Source organism: Janthinobacterium sp. GW821-FHT03A03 (assembly GCF_059421435.1).
This window is the reverse complement of sequence record NZ_JBWKUZ010000005.1, coordinates 308,938-323,759: the sequence shown is the minus strand read 5'-3', so window position 1 is coordinate 323,759 and position 14,822 is coordinate 308,938. Positions and strand designations below refer to the sequence as shown.

At 63.0% G+C, this 14,822-nt stretch carries 10 protein-coding genes; 5 read left to right on the top strand and 5 right to left on the bottom strand.

All coding sequences use genetic code 11. The annotated features are described in order from the left end of the window. Window positions 1-253: 253 nt before the first annotated feature. On the bottom strand, window positions 254-2,542 hold the full coding sequence (gene metE, locus AC07VI_RS13815; protein WP_492994730.1) for a 5-methyltetrahydropteroyltriglutamate--homocysteine S-methyltransferase: 2,289 nt from the start codon (window positions 2,540-2,542) through the stop codon (window positions 254-256). Between the two features lie 91 nt (window positions 2,543-2,633). Next, window positions 2,634-3,284, bottom strand: a complete 651-nt coding sequence (locus AC07VI_RS13810) for a hypothetical protein (RefSeq protein ID WP_492994732.1) — start codon at window positions 3,282-3,284, stop codon at window positions 2,634-2,636. Between the two features lie 31 nt (window positions 3,285-3,315). Here AC07VI_RS13810 and AC07VI_RS13805 point away from each other — a divergent pair, with 31 nt between their 5' ends. Genes AC07VI_RS13805 through AC07VI_RS13795 form a run of 3 tightly spaced genes read left to right on the top strand, consistent with a single transcriptional unit; the run spans window position 3,316 to window position 6,169 of the window. After that, window positions 3,316-3,687 carry a hypothetical protein gene (locus AC07VI_RS13805; protein WP_492994734.1) on the top strand — a complete coding sequence of 124 codons (372 nt, stop codon included), beginning with the start codon at window positions 3,316-3,318 and terminating at the stop codon, window positions 3,685-3,687. Next, complete coding sequence (locus AC07VI_RS13800; RefSeq protein ID WP_492994736.1) at window positions 3,645-5,558, top strand: hypothetical protein; 1,914 nt, start codon at window positions 3,645-3,647, stop codon at window positions 5,556-5,558. Before AC07VI_RS13805 ends, AC07VI_RS13800 begins: the two co-directional genes overlap by 43 nt. Window positions 5,559-5,593: 35 nt before the next feature. Beyond that, a complete protein-coding gene (locus tag AC07VI_RS13795; RefSeq protein ID WP_099420381.1) occupies window positions 5,594-6,169 on the top strand; it encodes a cohesin domain-containing protein in 576 nt (191 codons plus the stop codon). Window positions 6,170-6,387: 218 nt separating this feature from the next. Here the strand turns inward: AC07VI_RS13795 and alaC are convergent, their stop codons facing one another. Then, window positions 6,388-7,605: an alanine transaminase gene (alaC, locus tag AC07VI_RS13790; protein WP_086144853.1), complete on the bottom strand. Its 1,218-nt coding sequence runs from the start codon at window positions 7,603-7,605 to the stop codon at window positions 6,388-6,390. Between the two features lie 308 nt (window positions 7,606-7,913). Here alaC and AC07VI_RS13785 point away from each other — a divergent pair, with 308 nt between their 5' ends. Beyond that, entirely contained in the window at window positions 7,914-8,597 is a 684-nt protein-coding gene (locus tag AC07VI_RS13785) for a pentapeptide repeat-containing protein (RefSeq protein ID WP_413465894.1), read from the top strand. Window positions 8,598-8,760: 163 nt separating this feature from the next. On the opposite strand, the gene AC07VI_RS13780 is transcribed toward AC07VI_RS13785, so the two are convergent. Further along, window positions 8,761-9,975 carry an MFS transporter gene (locus AC07VI_RS13780; protein WP_086144851.1) on the bottom strand — a complete coding sequence of 405 codons (1,215 nt, stop codon included), beginning with the start codon at window positions 9,973-9,975 and terminating at the stop codon, window positions 8,761-8,763. 106 nt (window positions 9,976-10,081) lie between these two features. On the opposite strand from AC07VI_RS13780, the gene AC07VI_RS13775 reads away from it, so the two are divergent. Continuing rightward, on the top strand, window positions 10,082-11,005 hold the full coding sequence (locus AC07VI_RS13775) for a LysR family transcriptional regulator (protein WP_086144850.1): 924 nt from the start codon (window positions 10,082-10,084) through the stop codon (window positions 11,003-11,005). 91 nt (window positions 11,006-11,096) lie between these two features. On the opposite strand, the gene AC07VI_RS13770 is transcribed toward AC07VI_RS13775, so the two are convergent. After that, the gene (locus AC07VI_RS13770; protein ID WP_492994740.1) at window positions 11,097-14,642 is read right to left on the bottom strand and encodes an nSTAND1 domain-containing NTPase; all 3,546 of its coding nucleotides are present in this window, start codon (window positions 14,640-14,642) and stop codon (window positions 11,097-11,099) included. Window positions 14,643-14,822: the final 180 nt, after the last annotated feature.

Genomic DNA, 14,822 nt, shown 5'->3' with positions numbered 1-14,822 from the left:
ACTGCGTCGAAACCCTTGTTCCATCGGACACTCCTTCTCTGTAACGAAAAAGTGTCAACTTATTCCAGGACGGGTCAAACGACAAAAAAAAGCCCGCTGCGGGAGCGGGCTGAATCTATTTCCTTGGAGGAAGTAGAGGAGACAGGAGAATGATGCCGCATTGCAGCATCATTCTCCAATTGTATGTTGTGATGACAGAAATACGATTGTTCTATATCTGGGCCATGCCGGCCTCCCCTGCTCCTGCATCCGCCTATGCGACGTTGTCGCCGCGCAAGGTTTTTGCCGCCGCCACCATATTCGCCAGCGCGGGTATCACTTCCTTCCAGCCGCGCGTCTTCAGGCCGCAATCGGGGTTGACCCACAGGCGCTGCGCGGGGATGCGCCTGGCCGCCTTGCGCATCAGTTCCACCATCTGCTCCTGGCTTGGAATGTTGGGCGAGTGGATGTCATAGACGCCGGGGCCGATTTCATTCGGGTAATTAAAGTCGTCGAAGGCGTCCAGCAATTCCATGTCGGAGCGCGAGGTTTCGATCGTGATGACGTCCGCGTCCATGCCGGCGATCTGCACGATGATGTCGTTAAATTCCGAATAGCACATATGCGTGTGGATCTGCGTCTCGTCGGCCACGCCGTTGGCCGTGATGCGGAACGATTCCACGGCCCAGCGCAGGTAGTCGGCCCATTGCGACTTGCGCAGCGGCAAGCCTTCGCGCAAGGCCGCCTCGTCGATCTGGATCACGCGGATGCCGGCCCGTTCCAGGTCCTGCACTTCGGCGCGCATGGCCAGCGCCAGCTGGTAGCACGACACGCTGCGGGGCTGGTCGTCGCGCACGAAAGACCAGTTGAGGATGGTGACGGGGCCCGTCAGCATGCCCTTCATCGGCTTGTCCGTCAGCGACTGGGCGTAGGTGCTCCACTCGACCGTCATGGCCCGGGGGCGGCTGATGTCGCCAAACAGAATGGGCGGCTTGACGCAGCGCGAACCGTACGATTGCACCCAGCCGAACTGACTGAAGGCGTAGCCGTCCAGCTGTTCGCCGAAATACTCGACCATGTCGTTGCGTTCCGCTTCGCCGTGCACGAAGACATCCAGGCCCAGCGCCTCTTGTTCCTGCACGCAATGGGCGATTTCCGCCTGCATCAGCTTTTTATAGCTGGCTGCATCGAGCTGGCCGCTGCGGAACTGGCTGCGCGCCTGGCGGATGTGCGCCGTCTGCGGGAAGGAGCCGATGGTCGTCGTCGGGTACAGCGGCAGTTGCAGCAGCGCAGCTTGCTTGGCGGCACGCTCGGCATAGCCGCTGGCGCGCTGGCCCAGCCGCGCATCGATGCGCGCCACGGCCGCCTTCACTGCCGGATTGTGCACGCGGCCCGACTGGCGGCGCGCCTGCACGGCGGCGTGGTTGGCGTCCAGCGACGCCTGCACGGCAGCGCGGCCCTGGTTCAGGGCGCCGGCGATGGTATGCACTTCATCAAGCTTCTGGCGCGCGAAGGCCAGCCAGGATCTGATGTCGGCATCGAGTTTTTGTTCGCTGGCCAGGTCGACGGGCACGTGCAGCAGCGAGCACGACGGCGCGATCCACAGGCGCGATTGCAGGCTGGCATGCACGGGTTCCAGCCACGCCAGCACTTGCGTCAAATCCGTCTTCCAGATATTGCGGCCATTCACCACGCCCAGCGACAGCACGCTGGTGACAGGCAATTGCGCGATGACTTCTTCCACCTCATCGCGGGCGTTGACGGCGTCCAGGTGCAGGCCTTGCACGGGCAGCTTGCACGCCAGCGCCAGGTTGTCTTGCAGCTTGCCGAAATACGTGGCCAGCAGCAGTTTGACGTGCTTGACGCTGCTCAAGGCGTCATAGGCCGTCACCAGCGCCTGCCGCCAGGCGCCGTCGAGTTCCGTGACGAGTATCGGTTCGTCGATCTGCACCCACTCCACGCCTTGCGCGGCCAGTTCCTGCAGCAATTGCACGTAGACGGGCAGCAAGCCTTGCAGCAGCGCCAGCTTGTCGGAATCGTCCTTGGCCTTGCCCAGCCACAAGTAGGTGACGGGGCCGATCAGCACGGGCTTGGCCTTTACGTTCAGCTGGCGCGCCTGCGCCAGTTGCCGCAGCAGGCGGCTGCTGTCGAGCTTGAATTGCGTGCCGGCCGCAAATTCCGGCACGATGTAGTGGTAATTGGTATCGAACCATTTCGTCATCTCGCCGGCATGGATGCAGCTGCAATCGCTGTCGCTGGCCGAGCGGCCACGGGCAACGCGGAAATAGTTGTCGAGCGCGGCGCCTTCGAGGCCGCGCACGCGCTGCGGCAGGTTGCCCAGCGTAAAACTCAAGTCCAGCACCTGGTCGTAAAAGGAAAAGTCGCCCACGGGCGCGAAATCCAGCGCGCCCTGGTCTTGCCAGTGGCGCTGGCGCAATTCGGCGCCCTGGCCTTCCAGCGCCTCCAGGCTGCTGTTACCCTTCCAGTAGTCTTCCAGGGCGAATTTCAGTTCGCGTTGGGCGCCGATGCGCGGGTAGCCGAGATTGTGTGTCGTGACGGTCATGGTGATTGCCTCCCAGTGAAGTGTGGAGTCATCATAGAGACTTTCATCCATGAATAATAATGGTATAACTTCATATATCCATGAGAAAGATTCATGCGAATTCTTGCCTGGACGAATCCATTGGGCCATCCAGCGCGGCATGGCTGGCCGCCCGGCCAGCAGCGGCTGCTGCGCCTGCGGCCATCTCGGGCGCTGGCCTGACACGGATGTGGATGTGAAGAAAACGTTTCAGTTCGCGGATGTGGGCGAGACGGACAAGGGCATCGACTATCTGCAATCGTTCATCGCCATGGCGCGCACGGCGCATCGCTATCGCCGGCGACCGCGCGGGCGAAAAAAAAGCCCGCTGCGGGAGCGGGCTGAATCTATTTTCTTGGAGGAAGATAGAGGAGACAGATGCATGATGCCGCATTGCAGCATATAAAACCAATTGCATGTTGTGATGATAGAAATATGCTTTATCAATATCTCGTTTCCGCCAGGCAGCGGCGGCGAACGCGCAACGGCGCGCCAGCCGCGGATCGGCGCGGCCAGGCATCGATCCAATGCGCAGTGCGCAGCAGACATTCCGGCGCGCACGCTGGCCCAGGTTCCCGCTGCCGGATTTTTTTACATTCCCTCCGGACTGGTCCGTTGAGCCAGATAAATACATTGAGAAATCAAACACTTGCGGCGTATGGCACATGATTTGCGTGGCTCGGCCTGGCGCAGCAGCCCGGCAGATCGCGGGACTGCTCGCCACGTCGATTCCTTGCAGCCCGTCCGGAGGATTTATGCCCCGCACTTCCCCCCTCAAAACCATCCTGTTTTCATGGACGCGGCAGCTCCTGCGCACCTTCATCCTGCTGTGGTGGCTGGGCGCCGCATCGCTCGCCTGCGCGGACGAGCCGCCGCTGCAGATCAACGTGATGCCGCTGGGCGATTCGCTGACGGCCGGCTATCCCTTGACGCCGGAGCGCAGCTACCGGCTGAAGCTGCTAACCGATCTGCTCGCGGCCGGCAAGAAAATCGACTATGTCGGCGCAGGCCATGACCCGTCCGACCCGCCCCACTACCTTGCCCATCAAGGCACCGTGGGCGCCACGGTCGCCAATATCACGGCATGGCCGCATGGAACACCTTCCATCCGGCCATCATCCTGCTGATGGCCGGCACCAACGATTTCAGGCAAGTCGACGTGCGCACCGGTCTCGGCGCCCTGGGCCTCGTCGCCCTGGCCGGCGGGCTTGACACGCTGATCCGGAAAATCAACCAGGACTATCTGGAGCGCGGCGAGAAAGTGGAGATTTTTGTCTCGTCCATCCCGCCGATCGGCTATCCCCTCGACGGCACCGGGCCAACGGTAACGCATACCCTGCTCGCTTACCTGCAATCGCAAGGACTCTCGTTTGACATAGTCGGCGGCCAAGGCGGCGCGGTCGATCAGGCGAAGTTCACCAGCGCGGTGAACGCTTTCCTGAACCGCAAGAAATTAAACCCTGACCTGGGCGGCATCTTCAAAGCGGCCGATGCGGACGGCAATGCCCTCCTGACGGCGAGCGAGTACGGGACTGCGCTGCGCTTGCTGGGCGAATACATCCTGAACAAATATATTGGCGACTACAACAACAATGTCCGCGCGCTGGCAATGCAGCACGACAATACCCACTTTGTGGACGCCGGCGCGCAACTGACGCTGGCGGACTTCACGGACGGCACCCATCCGGCCACCCAGCACGGTTACGACAAGCTGGCGCCCGCCTGGTTCATCGCCCTGCAGGCATTTTTCGCCGGCAATACGCACTACTGGATCAATGGCAGCGGTTTCTGGGAAGACGGCGATAACTGGTCCGCAACCCCGGACGGCACGGGCGGCATTGGCCAGCCGACGAGCGGTACGGTGTATCTGCTGCAGCATGACGATATCGACCGGACCGTGACGCGCGACAGCGCAGCCGCGCCGGCCCAGCTGATCGACCTCAGGATCGATGCCAGCGGCAGCGGCACCATGACGCTGCGCGCGCAGGCGGACCTGGAAGCCATGCTGACCGTCGTCGGCATCGGCGGCAAGGGCCGGCTGGAACAGACCGGCGGGACCATGATCACGCCGACCCTGCTGCTCGGTGCGGAAGCGGGCGGCACCGGCACCTGGGTGCTTGACGGCGAGGACGCCACGCTCAGGTCCGAGGTGGCGGACCTCGGGTTCAAAGGCAGTGGCAGCTTTACGCAGGACAATGGCAGCAATGAGGTGCTGCGCCGCCTGACCCTGGGCGACAGCGCCGGCGGTGTCGGCAGCTACACCTTGAACCAGGGCATCCTGTCCAGCAACGAAGAATGGGTGGGCATGGATGGCACTGGCGTGTTCATCCAGAATGGCGGCAGCCACCGGATCGAAGCGAAGGGACCGATCGTCAGCGGCTTCGAGGGTACGCTGTCGATCGGCGGCGGCCATAGCGCCTACACGCTGGCGCGCGGCGCCCTGAGCGCGCTGTTTATCTACAACAACGGCAGCTTCGACTATACCGGCGGCACACTGCAAGCCCAGTTCGTCAACAACGGCGTGTTGCGGCTACGGGGCATACGCCAGATCAAGGGCGACCTGTTCCTGCCGTTGAACGGCCAGATCCAGCTGCCGGACGCCTTTGCCAGCAGCAAGCCGACGCGGCTCGAGGTCGCGGCCGGCGCGGAGCTGGAGGGCGAGATCTACGTGACGCTGGCACCCGGCGTCTCGCTCCGGCCGGGCGACAGCACCGACATCCTGCGCGCGGGCGGTGGCATCTCGCCCGTGCCGGGCGTGCTGCGCCTGCCCCTGCTTCCCGGCAAACTCATCCTGCGTGGAGAGTTAGCCGAGCAGAACCACGTGTTGCGCATCACGGTCGGCGAAGTCAACTGTGCCGACGTGGCGCAGGTCCGCCTCAGACTGGGGCGGCGCGGCCCCCGCTTGAATGGCGACATCAACAACGATGGCGTGGTCGATGTGCGGGACCTGGCCTTGATCGCGCACAAGCTGCCGGCAGGCGCCGCTTGCCCGTTTTGATCCAAACCCTACCCGAACCTGAAGAGGAGCACGACATGGCCAGCCGACCGACATCGATTTGCCTCTGGGCCCTGGGCGCCTTGCTGGCCTGTAGCCTCCAGGCCCGCGCCGCCCCGATCATCGACATCGAGCCCGAGACCCTGTTCGTCGCGCATGAGCAAAGCTTTGGCGTCAATATCGCGATCCATGGCGCCGCCGACCTGTTCGCCTTTCAGTTCGATCTGTCGTTCGATCCCAGGCTGCTATCGGCCACCAGCGTCGCCGAAGGCGGCCTGCTGTCCAGCGGCGGCTCCAGCATCTTCTTCCCCGGCACCATCGACAATGTGGGTGGACGCATTTCGTTCACGCTGGGCACGCTCACCGACAGCCTGCCCGGCGTGAACGGCACAGGCGCCCTGGCGGGCATCATGTTCCGCTCGCGCAACGCCGGCGGCATCGCGGCGCTCAGCCTGTCGAACATCATCCTGCTCGATTCCGGCCTGGCCGACATGGCCTTCGTTGCGCCATTGCCCGCGCAGATCACGGTGGTCACGGAACCGGGCACGCTGGTGCTGCTGGCGCCCATGCTGCTGGGCATGGCCTGGGTGCTGCGGCGCCGCCACCATCCATGATCGCCATGACCGGCTCTGCGCGTCGCCATGCCTTGTATTCTGGCCGGGCAAAAAAAAAGCCCGCTGCGGGAGCGGGCTGAATCTATTTCCTTGGAGGAAGATAGAGGAGACAGATGCATGATGCCGCGTCGCAGCATATAAAACCACTTTATATTCGTGATGTCAGAAATACGCGGCAGTGATATTAGGGGCAACGAACGATTCCATACGGCAATTTTTTACGCCGCCGCCTGCGCTTTTCCGTCACCTGAACGCAACATGTTCTTGATGCCGCGCAAGGCTTGCCGCACGCGGGCCTCGTTTTCGATCAGGGCAAAACGCACGTATTCATCGCCGTATTCGCCAAAGCCGATGCCGGGCGAGACGCACACCCTGGCCTTTTCCAGCAGCAGCTTGGAAAACTCCAGCGAACCCAGGTGGCGGTAAGCTTCCGGGATGTGCGCCCAGATGTACATCGACGCCTTCGGTTTTTCCACCATCCAGCCCGCTTCATGCAAGCCTTTCACCAGCACGTCGCGGCGGCGCTGGTATTGCGCGCAGATCTCCGTCACGCAGCTTTGGTCGCCCTCCAGCGCGGCAATCGCCGCCACTTGCACTGGGGTAAAACTGCCATAGTCGTGGTAGCTCTTGATGCGCGCCAGGGCCGCCACCAGTTCCGCGTTGCCGACCATGAAACCGATGCGCCAGCCCGCCATGTTGTAGCTTTTCGACATGGTGAAAAATTCCACGGCGACATCGCGCGCGCCCGGCACCTGCATGATGGACGGCGCCTTCCAGCCGTCGAAGGTGATGTCGGCGTAGGCCAGGTCATGCACGACCAAAATATTGTGCTGCTTCGCCAGCGCGACGACGCGCTCGAAGAACTCCAGTTCCACGCATTGCGCCGTGGGGTTGGACGGGAAGCCCAGCACCATCATCTTCGGCTTCGGATAACTCTCGCGGATGGCCCGTTCCAGTTCCGCAAAGAAATCCACGCCAGGGCTCATGCGCACGGAGCGGATGTCGGCGCCCGCGATGACGGCGCCCCAGATGTGGATCGGATAGCTGGGATTGGGCACCAGCACCGTGTCGCCACGGTCCAGGGTCGCCAGCATCAGATGGGCCAGGCCCTCTTTCGAGCCGATGGTGACGATGGCTTCGCTGTCCGGGTCGATGTCGACCTCGTAGCGCTTCTTGTACCAGTGCGCAATCGCGCGGCGCAGGCGCGGAATGCCTTTTGACGCGGAATAGCCGTGCGTGTCGGGACGCTTCACCGTCTCGACCAGCTTGTCGACGATGTGGGCCGGCGTGGCGCCATCGGGGTTGCCCATCGACATGTCGATGATGTCCTCGCCACGGCGGCGCGCCGCCATCTTGAGTTCGGCCGTGATATTGAAAACGTAGGGGGGAAGACGATTGATGCGCGAAAAGCTGCGCGGAGCTTGGCTGTCGGTCATGGTTATCTCTGTACGTAAGCGCCCGGATCCGTCCGAGCGACGTTGGCGCAATGGCTGCGCCTGTGACGATACTAACCCGAGCGTGCGGAAACTGGCAAGGCCGATTCGGACACGCTACAATACGCCCAGATCGAAAATGAGCGCACCGGTTGGTAACCCGGTAAGTGCCCGGCACCGTCCGGCATGCTCCCGCCCGCGCGGACCCACGGCGCTGACCCTTGGCTGTTACACCAGGCGGGGAGGTGTTCTGGTTCGTGCATCTCTTCGCCGCGCCATCCCTCCCCTGCTTCACTTTAGGAATAAGAAGGATGGCAACACACGACACCGCAGCAACTGGCATGACCCTGGACCGCGCCGGCATCGAGCAGCAGCTGGCCCTGCCGGTGCGCCACTTCATCGATTGCGCCTTCGACGGCGAAGACCTGTCGCGCCTCGATTTGCAGGGCTGCACCTTTGAGCGCTGCACCTTTGCCGACACCAGCTTGTTCGCCAGCAAACTGGCGCGCAGCACCTGGCGCCGCTGCCGCGCCGGCAGCGCCGATTTCGAATCCGTCGATGCCGTCGACGCCAGTTTCGAAGGGTGCGACCTGAACAACACGAAATGGCGGCGCGCCAAGCTGGCCTCGGCCACTTTCCGCGGCTGCAAGCTGACGGGCGCCTCGTTCGAGGAAGCGGCCCACCTGGGCTTGACGTTCGAGGACAGCCTGCTGGTGGGCGCCGACCTGCGCGGCTTCTCGTTCCGCAAGGCAATACTGAAGCAGCTGGATTTTTCCGATGCCTACCTGGCCGGCTGCGACTTCCGCGAGGCCGTCTTCGAAGGGGGCAGCTTGCGCAACGCGACCATCAAGCTGGCAAAGTTCCAGGGCGCGGACTTGCGCGGCGCCGACATCGACGGCTTCAAGCTGAGCGAAGCGTCCCTGCTGAAAGGCGCCGTCATCACGCATGCGCAGGCGGCCAACTTCATGCGGGCGCTGGACCTGGTGGTGATGTAAGATAAAGAGGCAAAAAAAAGCCCGCTATGGAAGCGGGCTGAATCTATTTCCTTGGAGGAGATAGAGGAGACAAGTGCATGATGCTGCATGGCGGCATATCACGCCACTTTATATTCATGATGATAGAAATTCGTAGCGGTGATAATGCGGCCCCATCACGGTTTCAAGCCGCGCGGCGCGCAGCCAATGGCAAAAATTCTCCCAGCCACACCAGCAGGGCCAGCCCCGGGAACGCCATGCCGGCCAGCAGGGTTGCCTGCCAGCCATAGCTGGCATACACCCAGGCGCCGATGGCCGAGCCGGCCGCGCCGCCGGCGAAGAACAGGGCGAAATACAGGCCGTTCAGGCGGCCACGCACTTGCGCGCCCAGGCTGAAGATGGCGCGCTGGCCCAGCACCAGGTTCGCCGCCACGCCCATGTCGAGCACGATGGAAGCGAGCACCAGCAAGCCCAGCGCCACATGTTTCGATCCCGGCGCGAACATGGGCAAGGCAAACGCGGCGATGCCCAGCGCCAGCGCGGCGGCCGTGGCCGGCAAGGTGTGGCCCGCGTCCGCCAGACGGCCGGCGATGGGCGAGGCGACGGCGCCTGCCATGCCGACCAGGGCAAAGATGGCGATGCCCGTTTGCGACAGGCCGAACGCGGGGCTGGCCAGCACCAGCGGCGTGACGGTCCAGAACAGGCTGAAAGCGCCAAACAGACCCGCGTGATAGGCGGCGCGACGGCGCAGCACGGGCGTGCCCAGCAGCAAATGCCACAAGGACGCCATCAGGGCCGGATAGCGCATGCTGGACACGGGCTGGCGCACGGGCAAGGCGCGGCGCAGCACCAGCGCCAGCAATACCATCAGCACGGCGGCGCCGCCGAACACCGCGTGCCAGCTGGCGTGCGCAGCCACCAGCGAGGCTGCGGGACGGGCCAGCATGATGCCCAGCAACAAGCCGCTGACCACCTTGCCCACCGTCTGGCCCCGCGTCGCTTCCTGCGACAGGTGGGCGGCAAACGGCACGATCACCTGCGCCGCCACGGAACCGAGGCCAATGGCCAGCGCGGCCGCAAGAAACACGACGGCGCCCGTGGAGAGGGCCGCCGCCACCAGGGCCACGGCCGTCATCAGCAAGGCCGTGACGATCAGGCGGCGGTTTTCCAGCAAGTCGCCCAGGGGCACGACAAACAGCAGGCCCAGGGTATAGCCCACTTGCGTCAGGGTAACGATCAGCCCGGCCGCCTTGGCCGACAGGCCCGTCGAGGCGCTGATGGGCCCGACCAGGGTTTGCGCGTAATACAGATTGGCGACGATCAGGCCGGAGGCGATGGCCAGCAGCAGCACCATGGCGGGCGACATGTCGCGGGAAGTAATAGATGCGGCCTTGTTCATGTTGTTTCCTCGGTTCGATAGGGATGCTGCCATTCTAGGCAAACCTGCGGCAAAGATAATTAGGGCATAATCCACTTATACTTTTCATATAAGATGAACAATCGCCATGGACAAGATCAAGGCCATGCAGACCTTCGTGCGCATCGTCGAAGCCAACAGCTTTTCCAAGGCGGCCGAGACACTGAATTTGCCGCGCGCGGCGCTGACGGCCACCCTGCAAAAGCTGGAAGCCTACCTGGGCACGCAATTGCTGCAGCGAACCACGCGCCGTCTGTCGCTGACGCCGGAAGGGGCCGAGTATTTTCGCCACTGCATAGCCATCCTGAAGGCTGTGGAGACGGCGGAACTGGCGTTTCGGGGGCCGGAAGCGAAAAAGCCGCGTGGTTTGTTGCGCGTCAACCTGCCCAATACGGTAGGGCGTACCCTGGTGGTGCCCCAGCTCGCGCAGTTTCACGCCGCCTGCCCGGACGTGCAATTGCAGCTGAGCCTGACGGACCGCCTGGTCGACCTGACGCAGGAAGGCATCGATTGCGCCTTGCGCGTGGGCGACTTGCAGGATTCCGCCTTCATCGGCAAGCAGGTCGGCCTGATGCGCTTCGTCACCTGCGCCGCGCCCGCCTACCTGGCGCGGCATGGCACGCCGCGCACCCTGGCCGACCTGGCCGCGCACCAGGGCATCATGCACTATTCGGGCCGCACGGGACGCGCCTTCGACTGGGATTTTCTACAGGGAAGTGACGTGCGGCGCGTGCCGATGGCCGGTCCCATCGCCGTCAACGACGCCGACGCCAGCGTCGATTGCGCGCTGCAGGGGCTGGGCCTGGCGCAGGCGGCCCTGTACCAGGTGCGCAGCCACCTCGACAGCGGCGCACTGGTGGCCGTGCTGTCCGATTGCCCGCCCACGCCCATGCCCATGTCGCTGCTGACGCCGCAAGGCCGCCTGGCCGCACCCAAGGTGCAGGCATTTGCCGGCTGGCTCGCCGGCTTGCTGGCAAAAAATGCGGACGTGCAGATGCCTGGCCGGGCATGAAACCAAGCCCGCTGCGTGCCGGCCCCATCGCTGGCAGAACAATGGCCTTGCGCCCGCGCTGATCTTCACATCCGCCATGACGGCTGGCCGCCTAGGGAATGCCATCGAGTGCGATCAAGCCTGCCCGCGCCGCGATTGCCACGTGCCGCTCCAGATCGTCCAGGTCATAGCGAAGCCTGGCCCGTGTCATGGCCAACAGGGCTGGATTCCTCTTCGCCTCTGCGACGCGCTGCGCAATGGCCAGCATCTCCAGCGCCATCCGCGCCGCCACGCGCTCGCCGGCACCGCCTCTGGACATGCCGCCAAGATAGGCCATCAATGCCGTTTGCGCCCCCGGATCATCGAGGGCGAAGAAGAATGCGCAAAAGGCGCCTCTTTTCCAGACATCGGCCTTATCCACCGATGCGATCTCTGCCTTGCACCGCAGCAATCGCTCTGCCTTGCTGCCGCTGGCCGCATCCGCCTGGCCGAAGGCGGCGAGAACCTGCTGACGAACGGAGCGGTCAAACTCCCGGTCGAGTACCGCCTTGTCGAATGTGGATTGCCGGCTCAGCACCTTGAGCGGCTGCTTCCTGGCGACAGCCATCAGCATCTGCGCCGCTGCGGATTGCCGCCCTTTCCGCGAGGATGAGGCGATCGCCGTGGCGATGGCGTCCATAGTTTGCCCCGTCAATTGAGCGCCGGCGCCCAGCAGATGCGTCAGTTCCATGTCGAGAGGATAGTCAGGCATACCGGTATAATCAGGAGCATCCTCATTCAGGAGGCGCGCCAACAAGTTCAAGGCAAGCTGCGCGCACTCGGCATCAAGCTGGCCCGATGCCGCGAGCTTTGCCGCAGCATACATAACAGGCCACCGTCCGACCAGGGTCTGGTCACTGCCGCTTGCGGCGGTTTCATGCAGCAGCGCGGCCACCCGGCGCTCCGTCTGCGCACCTTGAAGTCCAGGATTGGCCGCTGCCAGGTTGGACAAGGCGATCAAGGCGATGTCACGAACCCGGACGCTGGGACCTGGATTGTCAAATTGCCCATTCAGCGTCTCCATCAGTCTAGCGGAAAAGGCAAGCCGGTTTTCACTTCCGAAAAAACTGAGAGCGATCAGGGAAGACTCATGGTTGCCGGCTTCCGGCGAAGCCAGCTGTGCAGACGTCAGCAGCGCTGTGATTGACGCGTGCTGCGCCGCGTAAGGGTGGCTATGAAGCAGAATCGGGATCATGTCTGCTGCGCGTCTCGTCACCCGTTCCGGATCGAGCGAGGCAATCGTCAAGCCTTGCGGCTGGAGGGCCCGCTGCATCGGAAACTTGAGCAAATATTTCAATGCTGGCAAGGCAAGACTTTCATTGCGTGCGGCATAACCTTCCAGCAGGTCGAGTGCCCGGCTCCGCACGAACAGGGCATTTTCTGCATTGTTGAGGATTATCTCAAGTGTTTTAAGATCGCCCTCCATGGGTTGCGATGCACCGTTCATCAGCAGTTGCTTGATCGCCGCTTCAATGAGATTGGTGTCTGCATCAAGAAAGCTCAACACGTCATTAGCATGTTTGCGGGCGCTTTGCTTTCCGAGGATGGCCAAAGATTGCTGTAAACTTAACGTTACTCGATAGGCAACATCGGCCCGCGTCTCCGCGATGCGCAACAGGCCGGCAGTTGCAGCCAGCCGGCCTGGCAATTCAGGGGGCGAGCTTGTGGCACCCAGCATGCGGACAAGCGCTTCCACAACTTCGTCCGTGCCCTTTTCATCATTCGCCCTGCCAGCCAGCCCTATCGCATCGGAAGCCGCCTTCAAGCTGAGTTCACTTTGTTTCGCGCGACTGAAGGTGACAAACGCTGCCGTCGCTTCTTTTGGTTTTCCACTTATACGCAGGAAACGAATTTTCTCGAGCGGATTCAGGACGTCAGCGATGCGCGCCACGGCTTCCTGCACCCCGCCCATGCCCCATATGTCGCCGCGCGGCACCTGAGTGACAGCGGTCGTGCTCGCTGGATCGAGCTGGTCCGTACCAAACGAGGTCTCCACCGCCACCTTGTCCGTGCCTGGCAGGAATCGCGTAAAAGGATTGCTGAAACGTATGGCCACTGACGGCGGAACCGACGCAAATGCCACGGACGTGATACCTATCGACCAGCTGCTGAAAGCGAAGACATAGCCTCCCACCACCAATATCAGCACTGCCATGGCGGCCGGCCAGCTCAGTGCGAAAGCCCCGCTGAGCCAGCTTCGGGCGATCAGTTCCCGCACAAAACTGTCCGCGAGGGTCTGGGGCGTGGCGTGGCGGCGGATTTGCAGAAGCGTGCGGATCGGGATTCGCACCATGTTATCGTGGCGAAATGCGCCAAGGTAGAAGGAAATGGAACGCTCGGCCGCCTCGGCCGCCCCTTGCCGGCCTGTGGTGCCTCGCTGGATCAGGGGTGCCAGGGCATCATGGGTTAGGTTGAATGTATCAGGCCCGGTCTGAATGACGAGCCGTGCTTCCTGCAGCATCTTCAGGCATGTTGCGAGTTCGCTCCCGGCCAGAAGCGCCGCATCGCGCGCACGGACGTCGGCGACGATGGCGTCCAGGGCAATGTCGACGGGCGACTTTGCGATCCCGCCAGGAGCGCAGAGCTTGCGCAACACGATCTCGCCCAGCACAGGCTTGGGCAAGCGTGCAATCTCATCACGAATAAAGGTGCCAATCACGCCCGCCTTGCGGCCCAGGGCGACATACACGGCCTTTTCCTGGACATGTGCGCGCTTGAGACGCGTGCCGATCAGCTGGAGCTCAACAGGCCACACCTCGCCGTTGCTCTCCAGGTCTTCGATAATGGCGTCGACAAGCGCCGCCTCGAACTGCACCGCTTCGTCGGCAGCCGCTTGCACCAGAACTTGACGTGCAGAATGTGTTCTCAAATTAACCAACTCGAACGTCGTCCGTGGCGACGTGGGGTCGGCAATGTCGGGAGCGAAGTTTTGCAAACGGGCAAAACAGTCGCGCCGGATGGCAATCACCAGCGAGCACTGCGGGTGCTCGTCAAGCAGTTTCCGCATGCGGCTGCCCAGGGCGCCGCTCACATGATGACTGGGGTGCGTCAGAAAGTATTCCTCGAACTGGTCAAGGATGACGAACAAGCGCGCGGCGCCGCCGTACTGCCTGAACGCCCGTTCGATCACCGTGCCGGGATCGTCAGTCGGCCGCCCCAGATAGATGGGAACATGGCCGCGCCGGCGCAACTCCGCGACCAGGCCCGCGCGCAAGAATGAGGTCTTGCCACAACCCGATTCGCCCCATATCACGCCAAAGCGAAAGTCGGCGCCTTGCAGAATCGCCATGGCATCCGTGCAGTCGCTGCGCCGGCCGATCAGCGTGTCGCCCTGTTCAAATGGCAGGAAGGAGCGCAGGATTGAGGTATCGTGCGTGTGCGGAGGCTCCTGCGGCAGTGGCGGCGGCCGGTGGCGCCTTCGCCAATGCAGAAAGAGAATATAGGCAACAGCAAGAGCGGCCGCCCCGAGATAGGCGTAGAACCGGGCCTGGCGCTCGGGAAGGAAGGTGCCGAGCCAGAACGTCAGTATGGATGGCAAAGAGCCCGCACGCTCCCCCCATAGCGCCAGCCACGCGCGCACTGCATCGCCGTGGGTCTTTTCCGCCTTGTCTTCGGCCATTGCCCCTCCCCACCGATGGGCTACCGTCGGTTGGATATGTGCTGGTTTCCGGGCAACCTTGCCCCTCCCCCGTCAATGGATGGCCGCTGATCACCTGATCACTTGACTGTAGTCGAAAGCCCGTCGGCCGGAAGGCAAATACAAGCAGTGTTGATCTGCATCTAGCGATGCGTTCATAGA